We start from the raw sequence: 18,295 nt of genomic DNA, 5'->3' as shown, positions 1-18,295 counted from the left end.
GCTCGTCGTCAGGCGGTGTGAGGGGCGGCCGCCGGGGCATCCGGTGCGGTGGCCGGCGTGAGGCGCAGCACCACGACGTAGGCGACGACCACGGCGACGATCACGAGCGGCATCACCGTCAGACCGCTCTTCCCCAGCAGCAGCGTGGCCAGCAGCACCGAGGTCATCGGGAGCCGGAGCATGGCCACGCACATCGCGCCGACGCCCATCGCGAAGCCCGCGGTGAGCGACAGACCCGGCAGGTGGGACAGCACGACACCGCCCGCCGCACCGAGGAACAGCGCGGGGAAGATGGGGCCGCCCCGGAAGGCGCTGAGCGAGGCGCAGTACGCCAGGCCCTTGCACAGGATGAGCAGCAGCAGCGCACCCACGGTGTAGCCGGCGCTGTCCCGGAACAGCGACCCCAGCGCCGACTGGCCCGAATAGAGCATCTCGGACGAGGGCTTGCCGGTGGTGGCGGCGAACGCCACCGCCAGTGCGCCCACCACGAGGCCCATCAGCACCGTGGCCGGTACCCGGTGCCGGACGACATGTCCCTTGAGGAACCGCGCGAAGCGCCGTACCCCGGTCCCGGCGAAACCGGCGGCCAGTCCGATCACCAGCGCCCAGCCGAACTCCGCAATCGTCGGTCCGGCGGCCCTGGGGATGTCGTGCAGCGCGAGCGAGTACGTACCGAGCCCGGTCCAGTCCCCCAGCCCGGTGAAGATCAGCGCCCCCAGGCCGGACGCCAGCAGACCGGGCACCAGCACGATCCCCAGCATCGGACCGCCCAGCCCCGACACCTCCATCAGCAGGAACGCGCCCAGCAGCGGCGAGCCGAGCAGGGCGCTGACCGCCGCGAAGCTGCCGGCCGCGCCCACCGTCGCGACCGTCTGCGCCGGCATGTCCCGGTCCATCAGCCGTACGGCGCCCGCGGCCAGACCGCCGCCGAGGGCGATGAGCGGTGCCTCGGGTCCGAGCACCACGCCGAAGCTGAGGGAGGTCAGGGCCGCGAGGACGACACCGGGGAGCGCGGAGAGCGGCGGCGCCCCGCTGAGCGCCAGCCCGTCGGCCGGCTCATGGCCCCCGCTGCCGGGCAGATACCGGACGGTGAACCCGACGAGGAGACCGGCCACCACCAGCATCGGGACCGGCCACCAGATCGGCGTCCCGGCGAAGCCCAGCACCCGCGGCAGGTCCTGGTAGATCAGCGGTTCCAGCTCGTGGACCAGCGCGAGAAAGCCGAACGCGACGGCGCAGACCGGGAAGCCGATCACCGCCGCCACCAGCAGGAGCTTCAGATATCCGCGGGTGCGCACCAGCGCGTAGGGGTCCTGGGGCACGGTGGTCGGCGCTCCGCCCACCGGGCCGGCCGGGCCGACCGACATGCGCCTCGCCTCCTCGGAACCGGGGATGCCCCGGCGCCCGCCCGGGCCGCCGCCGTGATGAGCCTGCCACGGCCGGTGCGGGCCGGCACCTCGGGCGCGGCCGGACAGGGAGTGGTGGCGGTGCGGTGTGTGCGGCCCACCGTCGCCGTGGTGTGCGGTGTGTGCGGCCCGCCGTCGCGGCGGTGCGCGGTGCGCCCGGCCCACCGTCGCCGTGTGCGCGGCCGTTGCCGTCCTCAGCCCTGAGAGGCCGCCGCCTCCCGGAGCGCGGCGAGGACCGGGCGGAAGAGCGGGTGCTCCTCGGCGCCACGGCGTACGGCGGCGAAGACCCGGCGGGTGGGGGCCACATCGTCGACGGGGCGGACCACCACCCCGGTGAGGTCCACGTCCCGCAGCGCCGAGCGGGGGACGAGCGCCACGCCCGCCGCGGCCGAGGCGAGCGCGACGACGGCGCGGAAGTCGTCCGACGAGTGCTCCAGACGTGGCTGGAAGCCGGCGTACTCGCAGGCCAGGACCACCACGTCATGGCAGGGGTTGCCGGGGTAGGGGCCGATCCAGGGGTCCTGGGCGAGATCGGCCAAGGCCACCTGGGCGGCCTCGGCGAGGCGGTGGCCGGGCGGCAGGACCGCGTCGAACGGCTCGGCGTAGAGCGGGACCCGGGTCAGCCGTGGGTCGTCGGCGCCCGGTGCGCCCCGGTATTCGACGGCCACCGCCACATCGACCTGCCGGTCGAGGACCATGAGCAGGCTGGCGTCGCCCTCGGCGTCCTGGACGTGGACCCGGATGCCGGGGGCGGTGCGGGCGAGTGCGGTGAGGGCGGGCGCGACGACCAGGCCGATGCCGGTCGCGAAGGCCGCGACGGTGACCGTGCCCGCCTCGCCCGAGCCGTAGGCGGCGAGCTCGGACTCGGCGCGCTCCAGCTGCGCCAGGACGGCGTTGGCGTGGATGAGCAGGATGTCGCCCGCGGCGGTCAGCCGTACGCCGCGGGCGCTGCGCTCCACCAGACGGTGGCCGGTCTCCTGTTCCAGGGCGGCCAGCTGCTGGGAGACCGCCGAGGGCGTGAGATAGAGCGCGGCGGCCGCGGCGGTGACCGTGCGGTGGTCGGCCACCGCACGGAGGATGTGCAGCCGTCGTGCTTCGATCATGCTTCCAGTTTCGCAGCAGCGGCCCGCGGGCGGTGTCAGCCCCCGAGCGCGGCCCTCGCACCGATGAATGCGTCGACCGCGCGGTTGACGTCCTCGGTGGAGTGGGCGGCGGACAGCTGTACCCGGATCCGCGCCTGGCCCTGCGGGACCACCGGGTAGGAGAAGCCGATGACGTACACGCCGCGTTCCAGGAGCAGCTCCGCCATCCGGGCCGCCTCGGCCGCGTCACCGATCATGACGGGGGCGATGGCGTGGTCGCCGGGGAGGATGTCGAAGCCCTCCTCGGTCATCCGCGAGCGGAACAGCGCGGTGTTGGCGTGCAGCCGCTGGCGCAGGTCACCGGCCGACTCCAGCAGGTCGAGCACCTTCAGCGAGGCGGCCGCGATCACCGGGGCGAGCGAGTTGGAGAAGAGGTACGGGCGCGAGCGCTGGCGCAGCAGCGCGACGATCTCGGCGCGGGCCGCGACATAGCCGCCGGAGGCGCCGCCGAGGGCCTTGCCGAGGGTGCCGGTGATGATGTCGACGCGGTCCATCACCCCGTGCAGCTCGGGGGTGCCGCGGCCGCCGGGGCCGACGAAGCCGACCGCGTGCGAGTCGTCGACCATCACCATGGCGCCGTACTGGTCGGCCAGGTCACAGATCTCACGCAGCGGCGCCACATAGCCGTCCATGGAGAACACACCGTCGGTGACGACGAGCTTGCGGCCGGCGCTGCCCGCCTCCTTCAACTGGCGTTCCAGATCGGCCAGATCGCGGTTGGCGTAGCGGAAGCGGCGGGCCTTGCACAGGCGGATGCCGTCGATGATGGAGGCGTGGTTGAGGGCGTCGGAGATCACCGCGTCGTCCGGGCCGAGCAGGGTCTCGAAGACACCGCCGTTGGCGTCGAAGCAGGAGGAGTAGAGGATGGTGTCCTCCTGGCCCAGGAAGCCGGAGATCCGCTGCTCCAGCTCCTTGTGGACCTCCTGGGTGCCGCAGATGAAGCGGACCGAGGCGAGGCCGTAGCCCCAGCGGTCGAGCGCTTCGTGGGCGGCCGCGATGACCTCGGGGTGGTCGGCGAGGCCGAGGTAGTTGTTGGCGCAGAAGTTGAGGACCTCGCCGGGGTTCCCGCCGGCGGTGACCGCGACGGTGGCGGACTGCGGGGTGCCGATGACGCGCTCGGGCTTGTGCAGACCGGCGGCGCGGATCTCGTCGAGGGTGCCGCGCAGTTCGTTGCGTACGGAATCGAGCATGAGGGCTCCTTAAGGTGCGTGGGGCGGGTGAGGCGGTCGCGCCCGAGAGGCGAACCGAGCCAGAAATCAAGCAGTCCAGTCGAGAATGATCTTGCCGCTGCGGCCGCTGGCGGCGTCGTCGAAGGCGGCGTCGAAGTCCTGGTAGGCATAGCGGCCGGTGATCACGGGCGAGAGGTCGAGGCCGCCTTCGAGCAGCACGGACATCGCGTACCAGGTTTCGAACATCTCCCGGCCGTAGATGCCCTTGATCGTGATCATGGAGGTGACAATCCGGGACCAGTCGACGGGGAACTGCTGGGACGGCAGGCCGAGCATCGCGATCCGGCCACCGTGCGTCATGTTGGTGATCATGTCGCACATCGCCTCGGGCCGGCCGGACATCTCCAGCCCGATGTCGAAGCCCTCGCGCAGGCCCAGTTCGCGCTGGCCGTCGGCGATGGTCGCCTCGGCGACATTGAGGGCGAGGCTGACGCCGACCTTGCGGGCCAGGGCGAGGCGCTCCTCGCTGACGTCCGTGATCATGACATTGCGGGCGCCGGCGTGCCGGGCGACGGCCGCCGCCATGATGCCGATCGGCCCCGCGCCGGTGATCAGCACATCCTCGCCGACCAGCGGGAACGACAGCGCGGTGTGCACGGCGTTGCCGAACGGATCGAAGACGGCGGCGATATCGAGGTCCACGGGGACGCGGTGCACCCAGACGTTGGTGGCGGGCAGCGCGACGTACTCGGCGAAGGCACCGTCCCGGCCGACGCCGAGGCCGACGGTGGCGCGGCACAGATGGCGGCGGCCGGCCAGACAGTTGCGGCACTTGCCGCAGACCAGATGGCCCTCACCGCTGACCAGGTCGCCGGCCTTGATCTCGGCCACATCGCGGCCGGTTTCCACCACCTCGCCGACGAATTCATGGCCGATCGTCAGCGGGGCGGTCACGGCGTTCTGCGCCCAGCCGTCCCACGACCGGATGTGCAGATCCGTGCCGCAGATGCCGGTGCGCAGCACCTTGATCAGCACATCCCCCGGGCCGATGGCCGGCTCCGGCACGTCCATGAGCCAGAGACCCGGCTCCGTCTTCTGCTTGACCAGTGCCTTCACCGCAGCGGCTCCCGTACGTCAGTGACCTGCCGGGGGCCCGCCTCGGCCGCCCGATCTTCGTCAGGAAATCTTCCGTACGTCGGGCGCGAGGTCCATCGAGGATTTCTTAAGCGCGGCCACAGCTGCCCTTTACGCCCCCTCCGCGCAGGGGCGACGGCGGGCCCGGGAGTGTAAACGTTCGCCTCCGCAAGCGTCGGAATTCATCACAGCTTGAGTGGCCGTGAGACCGGGGTGCACGCGGCTACGTAGGACTGGGTGAGCACCACACACGGGTGCTGACGCGACGCACCGCGGTCGCCCGTGTGCCTCGTTCCTGTGCGTCCCTGGAGGTCAGTGAATTGAGCCACCGACATGTGAACAAGCGCCTGCGGACCGGCGCCATCGCCACCGCCGGTGTGGGAGCCGTCGCGGCCGCAGCGATCCTGCTCCCCAACGCCAACGCGAGCACGGACCAGCCGGCGGCCCTGAAGACGCTCAGCGCCCACTCGGCCACGCAGCTGGCGACGTCCCTGAAGGCGGACCTCGGGGACCAGAGCGCGGGCTGGTACCTGGACAGCTCGAACGGCCACCTGGTCATGAACGTCCTGTCGGAGGACGACGCCGCGAGCGTCAAGGCCAAGGGCGCCGTCGCCAAGGTCGTGCAGAACAGCATGACCGCGCTGAAGTCCGGTGCGAAGACCCTGCGCGACAACGCCTCGGTGCCCGGCACGGCCTGGTCGATCGACCCGAAGACCAACAAGATCGTGGTGGTCGCCGACAGAACCGTCACCGGCGCAAAGATGGCCACCCTCACCAAGACCACGAACGGCATGGGCGAGGGCATGGTGACCGTCAAGCGGTCCCAGGGTGAGTTCAAGCGGTACGACGGCGGGGACGCGGGAAGCGCGGCGGGAGGCGCGGCCGGCAGCGCCGCGGGCGGTGCCGGGGACGCCGCGGGCGGAGCGGGAGACGCCGCAGGTGGCGCCGGAGACGCGGCAGGAGGGGCCGGGGACGCCGCGGGTGGCGCGGGCGACGGCGGTGCCGGAGGCGGCGGGCAGGCCGCCGGGCCGATCGGCGGCAGTGCCATCTTCGGCGGCAACGCCCGCTGCTCACTGGGCTTCAACGTCACGGTCAAGGGCGCACCGGCCTTCCTGACGGCCGGTCACTGCGGCAACGACTCCAAGACCTGGACCGCGGACCAGGGCGGCAGCCAGCCGCTGGGCACGGTGTCCGACTCCAAGTTCCCGAAGACCGACTTCGCACTGGTCACCTACGACGACGCCAACGCACAGCCGCAGAGCGCGGTCGACCTGCAGAACGGCAGCACCCAGGAGATCACCAAGGCCGCGGAGGCCGCCGTCGGTATGAAGGTGCAGCGCTCGGGCAGCACCACCGGCCTCAGCGACGGCACCGTCACCGGTCTTGACGCGACGGTGAACTACGGCAACGGCGACATCGTCAACGGCCTCATACAGACGGATGTCTGCGCGGAGCCCGGCGACAGCGGCGGCGCGATGTTCTCCGAGGACTCGGCGGTCGGGCTGACCTCCGGCGGCAGCGGCGACTGCACCTCGGGCGGTGAGACCTTCTTCCAGCCGGTCACCGACGCGCTCAAGGCCACGGGTGCGGAGATCGGCGCCGGGGGCGGCGGTGCCGGCGGCGGCGACAACGGCGGTGACAACGGCGCGGCCGGCGGCAATGGCGCGGGCGGCGGCGACGCCGGCGCGGGAAACGCCGGTGCCGGCAACGCGGGAGCCGGGAACGCCGGTGCCGGGAACGCGGGAGCCGGGAACGCCGGTGCCGGCAACGCCGGCGCGGGAGCGGGCGACCCGGGTGCGGGCGCCGGAGCGGAAGACCCGGGAGCGGGTGCCCAGGACCCCGGCGCGGCCGGCGGTGACGCGCTGAACTGACGCGAGGAATCCACTGCGCGACCGGCCCCGCCCCCTTCAACGGCGAAGGAGAGCGGGGCCGGTGAGCGTACGGGACCCTGAGTGTGGCGGAACCATAGCGACCGCCCGCGGAGCGGTGTCAGAATACCGGCCCTACTCCGACCCTTCCTCAGGGACATCATGGCGTCGAACGAACTCGATTCCAATATCCCCGTCTTCCGCGGAGCCGGGCATCTCCTGCGTCTGATAGCCGATCTGGTGCGCAGGCCACGGCGCCGGGAGTGTCCGGAGCCGGTGCGGCACCGCGGAGTGGCGCAGGGGCGTGAAGGCCTGCCGGTGATCTGTCTGGTGAGCGGGGAAGACCACACTCCGCTCGCCAAGGGCATCAGCTACTTCCTCAGCCACGCCGATCCCCGGCGGGTACCGCACTGTCTGCACGACCTCCAGGCCTGCTCACCGCCCCCGGCCCCGGAATCCGTCGAGGCGGTGCGCCGCACACTGGAGCGGCTGGCGCAGGGCTTCGCCCTCAGTGTCCACGGCAGCGACGGACGGGTCCGCTTCCGCAGGTTCGGCCTGGTCAACTGGCTGACGCAGGCCGGGGCGGCCGGCGGCTCCCCGTACGCCGGCAGTATGGAGGGCAACGACCACACACTGCTCCAGGGGCTGCGCGAGCGGGAGTTCCGGCGCCGGCGGCTGTTCGGGCTGCTGCGCTCCCCGGAGACCGAGCTCGCGGTGGACGGCAAGGTGCCGTGGTGGGTCTGGCTGTTCGCCGTCCATGTCTTTCCGCTCGCCTGGTTCCGGGTCCGCCGCGGGCTGGGCCGCGAGTACCGCTGGCTGCTCAACCAGCCCTATCTCGCGCCGCGCGACCCGGGCACCTTCATCGGGTTCGCCGAGCGGCTGACGGCGCCCCATCACCAGGTCGAAGACCCGGAACAATTACGCAAGTTGATGGTCAACGCCTTTCTGGAGGATCTGCGGGTCGCGTTCCGCCGACGCCTCTGGCGGCCCCGTACCGCCCGGCGCACCGCGTACTGTGTGGCGCTGCTCGACGGCGCCACCGCGGACAACTGCGGCTATCCGCTGCTGCAGACCATCATCGACGTACGCAACGAGACGGGCGCCTTCGACCCGCTGCTGGTCATCAGCTGTGGCGCCGAGCCGCCCGCCGAAGGCACCCGGATCCGCGCCGACTGGGGCCACAGCTCGCTGTGGGAGCTCGCCGACCGGCTCTACGGCGGCTGGCGGGACACCTTTCTGCACCAGGGCCGGGCCCGTAACCGCGCGCCCTGGTATCTGCCGGTCACCGTTCCGCGGCTGCTGCCGCCCTCCGACGAGAGCTATGAGCTGACGCGGCGGCTGGAGGTCGCCCAGGACGCCCGGCTGCGGATTCCCGAACCGCCTTTGTGGGCGCGCCGGGTGGTGTCGGTGGCGGCGGCGTGCGGGGTGGTCGTCGCGCTGCTGGGGGCGGGCGGGCTGATACTGAGCCGGGAGAGCGACTACCGGCAGGCACACTGCGGTCTGCACCGTTTCGAGGACGACGCGGACACCTTGCGCACCGCGGAGACCGGCGAGTGCATCGGGGTGGCACGGAACGGATTCACCTTCCACTCCCCCGACCCGCTGCTCAACAAGACCCTCCGGACCATCTACGCCCAGAACGCCCGTGCCGAGGAGGCACATCGCGCGGCGCCGGAACGCCCGTTCGTCACCCTCGTCCATCTGTCGGCGCTGCTCAGCGTCTCGGGGAAGTCCACCGGGCAGCTCGCCTACGGGCGCGAGGCGCTGCAGGGCGCGGCGAGCGCACAGTCCCGGCAGCTGCGCAGCTCCGGCGCCGCGGAGCCGATCCTGCGCCTCTTCCCCGCCAACGCCGGGTCGGGCATGCGCTTCGGCACACGGGTGGTGGAGATCCTGGAGGGGCTCAAGCGGCAGGATCCGTCCCTGGTCGGCGTCACCGGACTCGACCAGAGCCGGGAGGCCACCAACCGGACGATCCGGAAGCTCACCGCGGCGGGGCTGCCCATGGTGGCCACCACGCTGTCCGCGGACTCGCTCGTGCGGCAGTCCCCCATGTACTTCCAGGTCTCGCCGCAGAACACCCGGGAGGCGGAGGTCGCCGCCGCCTACGCCGCTCATGTCGTGGAACAGGGCAGGAAGAAGCCGGCCCGGCAGGTCCGGATCATCGGCTCCGCCGATCCCAGCGACACCTACAGCAAGACCCTCAGCGACGATGTCGCCCGGCGCTTCCGGGCCCGCGGGTTCACGGTGGAGAAGACCTCCTTCACCCCGCCCCCGCCACCGGGCGCGGACCCCTCGTCGGACGCCCCCGGCGCCGGGACGGTCGGCCAACGGAGCTGTTCCTACCCGGGCGTGGTGTTCTTCGCGGGCCGCTCGGAGGACTTCGAGTCGCTGCTCGGCGGCGTCAACGAGTCCTGCAACTCGGATCCGCCCACACTCCTCGGCGGCGACGATGTGGCCCGGCTGGCCGCCGACGCGGACCGCCGGCAGCACTACCCCGGGATCCCTTACGACTTCCTGGACTTCACGCTGGGCTCGGCACACTGCGATGACACCAGCGAGCTCTACGCGGAGCTGGGCCGGCTGTTCCCCGAGGAGTGCGCCCAGGTCGCGAGCTCCTCGCTCGACGGCCATGCGGCGCTCGGTTTTGACGCCGTGAAGCTGTACATCAACGCGGTCAAGCAACTGCGCGAGGACGCCGCGCAGATGCCGTTGACACCCCCCGCCGTCTGGCATGCGATCAGCGGTGTCCACGGGGACGAGGCGCTCGACGGGGAGAGCGGCATCATCAGCTTCGGCGGCGATGTGGACCGCCAGGTCCCGTTGGACAAACTGCTGTCCGTGCAGCACATCGACGGTGCGGGCAGGCCCACCCAGGCGGGCTTCTGCGGCCGGGTCGGCGGGCAGAAACAGTCGTCGTGGTGTGCGCCGCTGGAGGCGGAGAAGGGCCGGTGACGGAGGCGGGGAAAGGCCGGTGAACGGAGGCCGCCTCGGCGGAGAGGGGCCGTGGCGGGGCCGGGAACCGGCCGTCGGCGTCAGGTAGAGGTGACGGTGAACAGGCCGCCGTCGGGGTCGCGGATGACGGCCTGGCTGCCCTCGCCGTCCGCGGTCGGGGTCACGGGGGTGACGGTTCCGCCGGCGGTCACCGCGGTGGCCGTCACCTTCTCGATGTCGCGGACCGGGAAGTGGACGTGCCAGCGGGGCCGCACCCTCGGGTCCGGGGCGGACTCGACGGCGCCGCCGCGCAGGGTGGCGACAATGTGCGTCCCGTCGCGGACGATCACCTGGTCGTGTTCGTAGGTCACATCGCAGCCGCCCGGCTCCTCGGAGGCCCAGCCGAAGACCTCGGCGTAGAAGATGGCGGCGGCGAAGGCGTCACGGGTGCGCAGTTCGAGGCAGGCCGGGGCGTTGCCCTGTCCGACCGACCAGGCCAGGGTCTGGCCCTCCCAGAAGCCGAAGGTGGCGCCGTCGGGGTCGGCGGCGAGGGCGGCGCGTCCGGGGCCGAGCTTGAGCGGGCCGACGGCGACGGTCGCCCCGCGCTCACGGATCCGGTCGGCGGTGTCGTCGGCGTTCTCCACCGCGAAATAAGAGGTCCAGGCCACTGCGACCTGGAAGCTCTGGGCGAGGGCACCGATGCTGGCGACCGGCTGCCCGTCGGCTATCGCGATGCAGAACTCCTCTCCGAGGCTCGCCGGGCGGAACCGCCAGCCCAGGACCGCGGTGTAGAAATCCTGCGCGGCCTCCAGATCGCGGGCCATCAGGCTGACCCAGCAGGGAGCGCCGCGTACCGCGGTGACGGGGCCATGGGCCGACATGACATCTGCCTCCTGTTGCTCAGCGCCCCTTCCCACTCTGCCAGCGACGGGGCGGGGCCGCACCAAGGGCGCGTCCCCCGGCGGCAGCGCAGTTGTGCCGGTCTTGATCAGGCTCGATCCTGTAGATACTGAACCGGGCTGGGCTGATGCCATGAACGCATGGAACGCGGCGGAGAGCGCCGACTTCCGTGGTCCCCTCGACGTCACCAGGGCGGCCACAGCGGTTCTGGACGCCCAGGACCTGATCATCGGCTGGAGCCCGGCGGCCCAGCGGCTCCTCGGATATCTGCCGGAGGAGATCGTCGGGCAGCCCCTGGAGACGCTGGTGCCGCCCGCCGTCAAGGAGGCCGGGCAGGCACCGGAGGAGTCACTGAGCGGCGACCGCGAGCTCACGGTGCGGCACCGGAACGGCCGGCTGGTGCGGATGGCGGCCATGATCTGCCCGCTCGCCAAGGTGTCCGCGGGCTCCGGCCCCCAGCCGGCCCGTGTCCTGGTGGCGGCCGAACTGGAGGCCCACCGGATGTGGGAGTCCCGCCAGGCGATGCTGCACGGTCTGGCCACCCAGTCCCCGGTGGGCCTGGGCATCTATGACACCGATCTGCGGCTGACCTGGGCGAACGCCGCGTACACCCGGGAGGTCGGGCTGCCGCTGCGGGAGTTCCTCGGTGCCCGCGCCGATGAGCTGTACCCGGACGGCGAGTTCATGACCGAGGGGTATCCGCGCACCCTCGACGCGGTGATGCACCACGTCATCGACACCGGCGAACCGATCCTCGATCTGCACTTCGTCGGCCAGCAGCCCTCCGACCCGGGGCCCGATCACGTCTGGTCCTGCTCCTATTACCGGCTGCAGGACGCCCACGGACAGGTGCTCGGGGTGTGCGAGGACGCCTTCGACATCACCGGCCGCTACCAGGCGCAGCGCCGGCTGAACCTCCTGGTGGAGGCCGGCGCCCGGATCGGCACCACACTCGATATGACCGTCACCGCCCGGGAGATCACCGAGGTGGCGGTGCCGGGGTTCGCGACCACGGTCACCGTCGACCTGATGCAGTCCGTGCTGAACGGCGAAGAGCCGGAAGCGGCCGGCGGTCCACTGCCCACGCTGGTGCGGGTCGCCGCCCGCTCAGCCCAGGCCGGTCCGGACGGCCCCCCGCACAGCCCGCACCGCGTCGAGTACCCGCCCGGCTCCCTCCAGTACCGCAGCATGTCCTCCGGCGGGATGGTGCGCGAGGAGAACACCATCGTCGTGCCGCTGCGGGCCGGGGGCACCCCGATGGGCCTGGTCACCTTCCGCCGCAGCGCCCCCATGACGCCCTTCGACAAGGGCGAGATCGAACTCGCCGACGAGCTGGTCACCCGGACGGCGGTGTGCCTGGACAACGCCCGCCGCTTCGCCCGGGAGCACACCGCCGCGCTGACCCTCCAGCGCAATCTGCTGCCCCAGCATCTGGCGGCGCCGTCCGCCGTCGATCTGGCCTACCGCTATCTGCCCAGCGATGACCGGGCCGGGGTCGGCGGTGACTGGTTCGACGTCATCGGGCTCTCGGGCACCCGGGTCGGTCTGGTCGTCGGGGACGTGGTGGGCCATGGCCTCCAGGCGGCGGCGACCATGGGACGGCTGCGGACGACGGTCCGCGCCCTGGCCCGGCTGGACCTGGCCCCTGACGAGCTGCTGGGCCGGCTGGACGACCTGGTGGAACAGACCGCCGAGGAGCAGGCGGCCACGGTCGGCACGGACATCGGCACGGACGATGTGGCCACCGGTGTGACCTGCCTCTATGCGGTCTACGACCCGGTCTCACGGCGGTGCACCATGGCGCGGGCCGGGCATCTGCCGCCGGCCGTCGTCGACCCGGAGGGCGGTGTGTCCTTCCCGGACCTTCCGGCGGGCCCGCCACTGGGCCTGGGGGGCCTGCCGTTCGAATCCCTGGAGATCGAGCTGCCGGTAGGCAGTCTGCTGGCCCTGTTCACGAACGGGCTGGTCGAGGCCCGGAACCATGACGTGGACGAGGGGCTGGACACCCTTGGCCGGGTGCTGGGCGAGCACCGCCGGCCGCTGGACGAGCTGTGTGACCACGCGCTGGCCGAGCTGCTGCCGGACGGCCCGGCCGCCGATGACTCGGCGCTGCTGCTGGTGCGCACCCGTGAGCTGGATGCCGGGCAGGTGGCGGCCTGGGAGCTGCCCGCGGAACCGGCCGCCGTGGGCAAGGCCCGTGAGCTGGCCACCGGGCAGCTGCGGGAGTGGGGCCTTACGGAGCTGTCCTACGCGACCGAACTCGTGGTCAGCGAGCTGGTCACCAATGCCGTACGGCATGCCTCGGGGCCGGTGCATCTGCGGCTGCTGCGCGACCGGACCCTGCTGACCGAGGTGTCGGACACCGGCCATACCTCGCCCCACCTGCGGCACAGCGCCAGCGACGACGAGGGCGGACGGGGGCTGTTCATCGTCGCGCAGCTGGTGCAGCGCTGGGGGACGCGCTACACGCCGTACGGGAAGACGATCTGGACGGAGCAGGCGTTTCCGCCGCACTATTCCGGGGTTCCGCGGCCGGCCCGGTGACCGGCGGCGGGCGCGGTGGCGGGGGCCGGCCCGGCGCACATCGTGCGGGTGTTCGGAGGCGGTCCCATGATGGAACCAAGCGAGGTCCCGGCGACTCGGCGGGCGCGGACAGAGGAGGACCCTGTGACGAGCAATGGCAGGGAGCAGGCGGCCGAGCGGCGGCCGACTCAGCTGTACACCGGTAGCGAGCGGCCCTATGACCCGGAGGACCTGGTGAAGGCGTCCGGGCGCGAACCCACCCCCGCGAGCCTGGAATGGGCCAGGCGCCTGATCGCTGAGGAAGGACCCGGCGCCATCGAGCGGTATCTGCCGTGAGTGCCGCCGGCTGAGCGGCGGACGGCGAGCGCGGAGGGCAGCCCGCTCCGCGGACGGTGTGCCCTGGTGCGCCGTCCACGGACGGGCGGGCCCGCGCGCGCGTGGTGCGTGCCGTCGGGCGTCCGCTCCGTAAGAGGCTGCCCGGCGCGCGGAGTTGAGCGTCGGTCCGGATCAGTCGTCCGTGAGGACCAGGTGCCGGAGGCCGGACCGCTGTGCCGGGCGGGCCCTGGCCCGGGCATCCTCCGTCCGCCCACCACGGCCGCGGATAAACCCCTTGCGGCGGCCCGGAGCGCTGGGGAAGATCGCCTCGACCGCCGCCTTCCCGGCATGCTCCGGAGCGCTCAGGGAGAGCGTCTCCCGCCACGGGCCACGCGCCCTCCTCCGGACCGTGCGCCCGCGGACGGCTCCCACCCACCGTGACGCCTCTCAGCGCCGCGACACCGCACCGGCCGAGACCTGCCCGGGGACTCGCCGCGGAAAGGAATCCTCCGTGACCACCGAACGCATCTCCCCGCCCGTCCGCGCCGGCGAGCGGGAGACCCTGCGCTCCTATCTCGACTTCCACCGGGCCACGCTCGCCATGAAGACCGACGGCCTCTCCGACGAGGACCTCAGGCGCCGGTCGAGCCCGCCCTCCACGCTCTCCCTGCTCGGCCTGGTGCGGCACATGGCCGAGGTGGAACGCACCTGGTTCCGCCGGGTGATCAACGGCGAGGACATCCCGCTCGTCTGGTCGGCCGAGGGCGACTTCCAGGTGGCGTACGACGCGAGCAGGTCCACCCGCGCGGAGGCGTTCGACGCCTGGCAGACGGAGGTGGCACACGCCCGCCGCATCGAGCAGGAGGCCGCCTCGCTCGACGTCACGGGCTATCAGCCCCGCTGGGGCGAACATGTCTCGCTGCGCGTGGTGATGCTGCATCTGATCCATGAGTACGCCCGTCACAACGGCCATGCGGACTTCCTGCGCGAGGCCATCGACGGCACGGTCGGTGCTTGAGCGGACCGGGGGCCAGGCCGGTGGGTGCCGGCCCCGCGCAGGAGTGGCGCGCGGGGCCGGTCGCGTACGTACGATCACCGAAGCCCTGGTGCGGGCGGCGAGGAGCTGACGATGGATGACCGGGAACCGCTGTGTGCCGCGCGCCTGGCGGGTTACGGGACCGTGGCCACACAACTCTCCCTGCTGAGCGACCACCGGCTCCAGGAGGTCGTGGCATCCGCCGTCCCGCTCGGGTCCGGTATCGGCGGCAGATCGGCGGAGCTGGACGTCGACGGGGTGCGCGTCTTCGTCAAGCGGGTCCCCCTGACGGATATCGAGCTGCGGCCGGAGCATGTGCGCTCGACGGCGAACGTCTTCGGGCTGCCGCTGTTCTACCAGTACGGGGCGGGCTCGGCCGGGTTCGGTGCCTGGCGGGAACTTGCGGTGCACACCATGACGACCCACTGGGTGCTCGGGAACGCGTACGCGGGTTTCCCGCTGATGTATCACTGGCGGGTGCTGCCCGACTCCCCTCCCGAAGGATTCACCGACGAGTTCGGCGGGTTGGAGGGGGCCGTCGCGCACTGGGAGGGATCACCGGCGGTGCGCGAACGGCTGGAGGCCCTCGGACGGTCCTCGTCCAGCCTGGTGCTCTTCCTGGAACATGTGCCGCACACCCTCGCCGGATGGCTGGCCGACCACCGCGCCGGTGTGACGGAGAGCGGCATCGGCTCGCCCTACCCCTGGGTGGCGGAGGCCCTGGCGCGCGGGACCGCCTTTCTGCGCGCTCGCGGACTCGTCCACTTCGACGCCCACTTCGCCAACATCCTGACCGATGGCCGCCGGCTCTACTTCGCCGACTTCGGGCTGGCCCTGAGCTCCCGCTTCGACCTCTCGGCCGACGAGACCGCGTTCCACTCGGACCACCTCGCGTACGACCACTGCCATACCGCGACGCACCTGCTCCGTCACCACCTGCTCGACGGTGTGCGCGGCGACACGGAGCGCGACGTCTTCCTGCGCGACTGGATCGCCGGACGACGGCCCGGCGGCCTCCCGCCCGAGACCGCCGCCCTCATCGACCGGCACGCCCGCCCGGCCGTCGTCCTGGACGACTTCCACCGCCGTTTCCTCACCGAGAGCAAGCGGACACCCTTCCCGACGGCAGAGATCGAGCGGGCGGTGGGGGTGCGAGGCAGGGCCGTCACCGCGTAACGGCCCGCTCGCTCAGCCGAGTTCGAGACTGGTGACGCCGAAGGTCCGCTCGTGCTCCGCCGGTGGCACCGGGCCGGTGTACATCCGCACGGTCTGCGACCGTGGGGTCAGGCCGCGGGAGGTGACCAGGGTGTGGGCGGCGTGCCGGGGGCCGGGGACGTCGAGGAAGATCTCGTCGGCCGGGTCGGCGGACGCCGCGAGGGCGTCGAAGAGCGCTTCGGCGGCCGCGGTGGTGTCGGCGAAGAGCGGGCCGATGCGGTGACCGGTGCGGGCCGGGCGGAGCACGCCGTAGCCCGCGATCGCACCGTCGCGCAGATACGCGAGGGCGGTGTGGCCGGGGGCCGTCAGCCAGCGGGTGACGAAGGCACGGCGGTCGGCGGGGAAGCAGCGCCGGTCGTAGTCGGCGAGGGCGTCGAGATGCGCACGGGTGACGGGGACGACGCCCGGCGCCGGGGTCCCGGGGCCGGTGGGGCGTCCGGCGTAGCGGATGGTCTCGTAGGCGGGGGCGAACCCGGCGCGCCGGTAGGTGTCCTGCTGGGCGGGGACCGCGTCGAGACCCACGGTCCGGGCACCGGCGTGCGGGAAGGCGGCACGCCAGGTGGCGAGGCCCAGGCCCTGCCGGCGGTGGTCGGGGTGGACGAGGTAGTAGCCCAGGAACGCATAGGCGTCCGAGTAGTTGACGACCGAGACCGCGGAGACGGTCTGTCCGGCGCGGCGGCCGATGAAGAAACCGGCGGGGTCGGTGGGGTGGAAGCAGGCGGTGTCACCGCGTCCGGGGTTCCACTCTTCGTCGGCGGCCCATTGGGCCACCTGGTGCCAGTCGTCCAACGAGGCGGTGCTGACGGTGAGTTCGCCGGTGACGGGCTGCGGATCCGGAGCGTTGCCAAGGGTGGGCATACCGGGTGTTCGTCCCTTCTGGTGGGGTCAGGAGGCGAGTGAACGGGAACGGTGCGGAGCCGGTGACGGGGGGCGGGGCGGGCCCGCCGGAGGACGTGCTCCGGCGGACCCGCCCACGCCCGGCCATCGGACTGGATCAAGTCGGTGGGGACCGGCTCTAGATCAGGTCCATGGCGGCGACCTCGTCGGGGCGGCCGTAGCTGACCGGTCCCTGGAAGCGCTGCCGGGCGGTGGCGAACCACCACACGGTGGCGATGATCAGCACCACGGCCAGCGCGATCGGCGCATAGTTGAACGAGTCGGGGGTGATCGGGGACGCCTGGGGCAGCATGAACAGCACATTGCTGATCAGGATCCAGGTCACCGCGATCGCCGCGACGGGCTTGCCGTAGCGCCCGAGGTTCCACGGACCGGCCTGGAAGTCGTCGAGCCGGAGCCGCAGGAAGATGGGCACGGCGTAGGCGAGGAACAGCCCGACGACATTGACGCTCACCACCGCGGTGAAGGCGGTGTGCGACCACCAGCCGGGCAGCACCAGTACCAGGGGGCAGACCGCGGCGAGCCAGACGGCCTTGACGGGGGTACGGGTGCGCGCGGAGACGGAATGCCACCACCGGGAGCCGGGCATCGCGCCGTCGCGGGAGAAGGCAAAGATCTGCCGGGTATTGCTGGTCATGTTGGCGAGCCCGCAGAACAGCATGGCGCCGATAACGATCAACAGCAGGAAGCTGGCGGTGTTTTGGCCGAGCGCGTCGACGAGAATCTGCACCGGCGGCGCTTCGGCACTCGCCGCATGCCCATAGTCACGGATCGCATACACCAGCGCGAGCATGAGGATCAGTCCGGTGATCGCGGAGCAGCTGATCGCCCGCATGATGCCCCGGGGCGCGTTGACCGTCGCCTTCACCGTTTCTTCGGACATGTGGAAACTGCCGTCGAAACCGGTGAACGTCCAGCTGGTGACGAGCAGACCCAGCATTCCGCCGTAAATCGCTTGTGTGAAGCCGGTGTTGTTGGCGAAGTGCAGCGCGAACGACGGCGGCTGATGGTGGTCGGGTATCACGGTGAGTGCGCCGACGATCACCACCATGCCGATCAGCAGCCACCACACGGAAATGCGGTTCACCACCGCGACCAGGCGCACGGTATACGTGTTGGCCAGCGCCTGGACGAGAAGGATGGCCGCGGTGATGCCGACCGTCTGCTGCGGTGTCGACTCGTAGGACGGCCACTGCATGGCGATGAACGCCTGTATGAAGGTGGCGGCCGCGAAGTTGGTGGCGGCGGTGCCGCCGACCTGGCCGACGAAGTTCAGCCAGCCCGTGTACCAGGACCAGGCGCCCTGGTGCCGCTTGGCCAGCTTGCCGGCCGAGAAGTAGAGCGCGCCGCTCGTCGGGTAGGCGGAGGCGATCTCCCCCATGGCGGCGCCGACGAACAGCACCATGATCGATACGCCGATCCAGCCGAAGATCAGGATCCGCGGACCGCCGGCGTTCATCCCGAACCCGAAGGAGGAGAAGATGCCGGAAATGATATTGATGATGGTGAAGGAAATGGCAAAGTTGTCGAACGCGCGGAATCTGCGGGTGAGTTTCCGCGGATAGCCCATGGCATGGAGCGTGGCATCGTCGTCGAGGGTGACGGGATCTGCCGCGTGGGGGTTTTTCGAGCGAGCTGGGGATGTACGCTCGGACACAACCGAAACCTTTCTGGGGGGAACCGGGGGTGAATGGACCGGGCTGAGTTTTCGAACGGATGGTGTGGAACGGGTTTCCTTCTGCGGCGAGAAATTCACGCC

At 71.7% G+C, this 18,295-nt stretch carries 13 protein-coding genes; 6 read left to right on the top strand and 7 right to left on the bottom strand.

The window, feature by feature from the left end:
* Positions 1-8: 8 nt before the first annotated feature.
* From STRNI_RS36565 to tdh, 4 genes are all read right to left on the bottom strand, one after another.
* Complete coding sequence (locus STRNI_RS36565) at positions 9-1,367, bottom strand: chloride channel protein (RefSeq protein WP_277412767.1); 1,359 nt, start codon at positions 1,365-1,367, stop codon at positions 9-11.
* Positions 1,368-1,600: 233 nt separating this feature from the next.
* Positions 1,601-2,509 (bottom strand): LysR family transcriptional regulator, encoded by a 909-nt coding sequence (locus STRNI_RS36560; protein WP_018091736.1) that lies wholly within the window; start codon positions 2,507-2,509, stop codon positions 1,601-1,603.
* Between the two features lie 35 nt (positions 2,510-2,544).
* Positions 2,545-3,738 carry a glycine C-acetyltransferase gene (locus STRNI_RS36555; protein ID WP_274733628.1) on the bottom strand — a complete coding sequence of 398 codons (1,194 nt, stop codon included), beginning with the start codon at positions 3,736-3,738 and terminating at the stop codon, positions 2,545-2,547.
* Between the two features lie 66 nt (positions 3,739-3,804).
* Complete coding sequence (gene tdh / locus STRNI_RS36550) at positions 3,805-4,833, bottom strand: L-threonine 3-dehydrogenase (protein WP_159491001.1); 1,029 nt, start codon at positions 4,831-4,833, stop codon at positions 3,805-3,807.
* A gap of 353 nt (positions 4,834-5,186) precedes the next feature.
* Between tdh and STRNI_RS36545 the strand changes: the two genes are divergently transcribed.
* Positions 5,187-6,722, top strand: coding sequence for a S1 family peptidase (locus STRNI_RS36545; protein WP_277412766.1), 1,536 nt, complete (start codon positions 5,187-5,189; stop codon positions 6,720-6,722).
* Positions 6,723-6,881: 159 nt separating this feature from the next.
* Positions 6,882-9,671: a hypothetical protein gene (locus STRNI_RS36540; protein WP_277412765.1), complete on the top strand. Its 2,790-nt coding sequence runs from the start codon at positions 6,882-6,884 to the stop codon at positions 9,669-9,671.
* Between the two features lie 80 nt (positions 9,672-9,751).
* Here STRNI_RS36540 and STRNI_RS36535 read toward each other — a convergent pair whose 3' ends face one another.
* Complete coding sequence (locus STRNI_RS36535) at positions 9,752-10,531, bottom strand: VOC family protein (protein ID WP_018091731.1); 780 nt, start codon at positions 10,529-10,531, stop codon at positions 9,752-9,754.
* Between the two features lie 151 nt (positions 10,532-10,682).
* On the opposite strand from STRNI_RS36535, the gene STRNI_RS36530 reads away from it, so the two are divergent.
* From STRNI_RS36530 to STRNI_RS36515, 4 genes are all read left to right on the top strand, one after another.
* Positions 10,683-13,094: a SpoIIE family protein phosphatase gene (locus tag STRNI_RS36530; protein ID WP_148591336.1), complete on the top strand. Its 2,412-nt coding sequence runs from the start codon at positions 10,683-10,685 to the stop codon at positions 13,092-13,094.
* 123 nt (positions 13,095-13,217) lie between these two features.
* Positions 13,218-13,409, top strand: a complete 192-nt coding sequence (locus STRNI_RS36525) for a hypothetical protein (RefSeq protein ID WP_018091729.1) — start codon at positions 13,218-13,220, stop codon at positions 13,407-13,409.
* A gap of 490 nt (positions 13,410-13,899) precedes the next feature.
* Positions 13,900-14,406, top strand: a complete 507-nt coding sequence (locus tag STRNI_RS36520; RefSeq protein WP_093640116.1) for a DinB family protein — start codon at positions 13,900-13,902, stop codon at positions 14,404-14,406.
* 111 nt (positions 14,407-14,517) lie between these two features.
* On the top strand, positions 14,518-15,600 hold the full coding sequence (locus STRNI_RS36515; protein WP_266450872.1) for a protein kinase family protein: 1,083 nt from the start codon (positions 14,518-14,520) through the stop codon (positions 15,598-15,600).
* A 12-nt stretch (positions 15,601-15,612) separates the two neighbouring features.
* On the opposite strand, the gene STRNI_RS36510 is transcribed toward STRNI_RS36515, so the two are convergent.
* Together STRNI_RS36510 and STRNI_RS36505 are read right to left on the bottom strand one after the other, a co-directional pair.
* Positions 15,613-16,497 carry a GNAT family N-acetyltransferase gene (locus STRNI_RS36510; RefSeq protein ID WP_159490993.1) on the bottom strand — a complete coding sequence of 295 codons (885 nt, stop codon included), beginning with the start codon at positions 16,495-16,497 and terminating at the stop codon, positions 15,613-15,615.
* Positions 16,498-16,654: 157 nt separating this feature from the next.
* Positions 16,655-18,106 (bottom strand): amino acid permease, encoded by a 1,452-nt coding sequence (locus tag STRNI_RS36505; protein WP_093640106.1) that lies wholly within the window; start codon positions 18,104-18,106, stop codon positions 16,655-16,657.
* Positions 18,107-18,295 lie beyond the last annotated feature (189 nt).

Source organism: Streptomyces nigrescens, assembly GCF_027626975.1.
In the GTDB taxonomy this organism is placed as follows: domain Bacteria; phylum Actinomycetota; class Actinomycetes; order Streptomycetales; family Streptomycetaceae; genus Streptomyces; species Streptomyces nigrescens.
Note: the sequence above shows the minus strand (reverse complement) of the source record. Positions and strands in the feature narration are given on the sequence as shown.

Excerpts from the sequence above, each read along its gene's own strand:
- STRNI_RS36565 (WP_277412767.1), bottom strand. The coding sequence starts at position 1,367 with ATGTCGGTCGGCCCGGCCGGCCCGGTGGGCGGAGCGCCGACCACCGTG.
- STRNI_RS36560 (WP_018091736.1), bottom strand. The coding sequence starts at position 2,509 with ATGATCGAAGCACGACGGCTGCACATCCTCCGTGCGGTGGCCGACCAC.
- STRNI_RS36555 (WP_274733628.1), bottom strand. The coding sequence starts at position 3,738 with ATGCTCGATTCCGTACGCAACGAACTGCGCGGCACCCTCGACGAGATC.
- STRNI_RS36540 (WP_277412765.1), top strand. The coding sequence starts at position 6,882 with ATGGCGTCGAACGAACTCGATTCCAATATCCCCGTCTTCCGCGGAGCC.
- STRNI_RS36535 (WP_018091731.1), bottom strand. The coding sequence starts at position 10,531 with ATGTCGGCCCATGGCCCCGTCACCGCGGTACGCGGCGCTCCCTGCTGG.
- STRNI_RS36530 (WP_148591336.1), top strand. The coding sequence starts at position 10,683 with ATGAACGCATGGAACGCGGCGGAGAGCGCCGACTTCCGTGGTCCCCTC.
- STRNI_RS36515 (WP_266450872.1), top strand. The coding sequence starts at position 14,518 with ATGGATGACCGGGAACCGCTGTGTGCCGCGCGCCTGGCGGGTTACGGG.
- STRNI_RS36510 (WP_159490993.1), bottom strand. The coding sequence starts at position 16,497 with ATGCCCACCCTTGGCAACGCTCCGGATCCGCAGCCCGTCACCGGCGAA.
- STRNI_RS36505 (WP_093640106.1), bottom strand. The coding sequence starts at position 18,106 with ATGGGCTATCCGCGGAAACTCACCCGCAGATTCCGCGCGTTCGACAAC.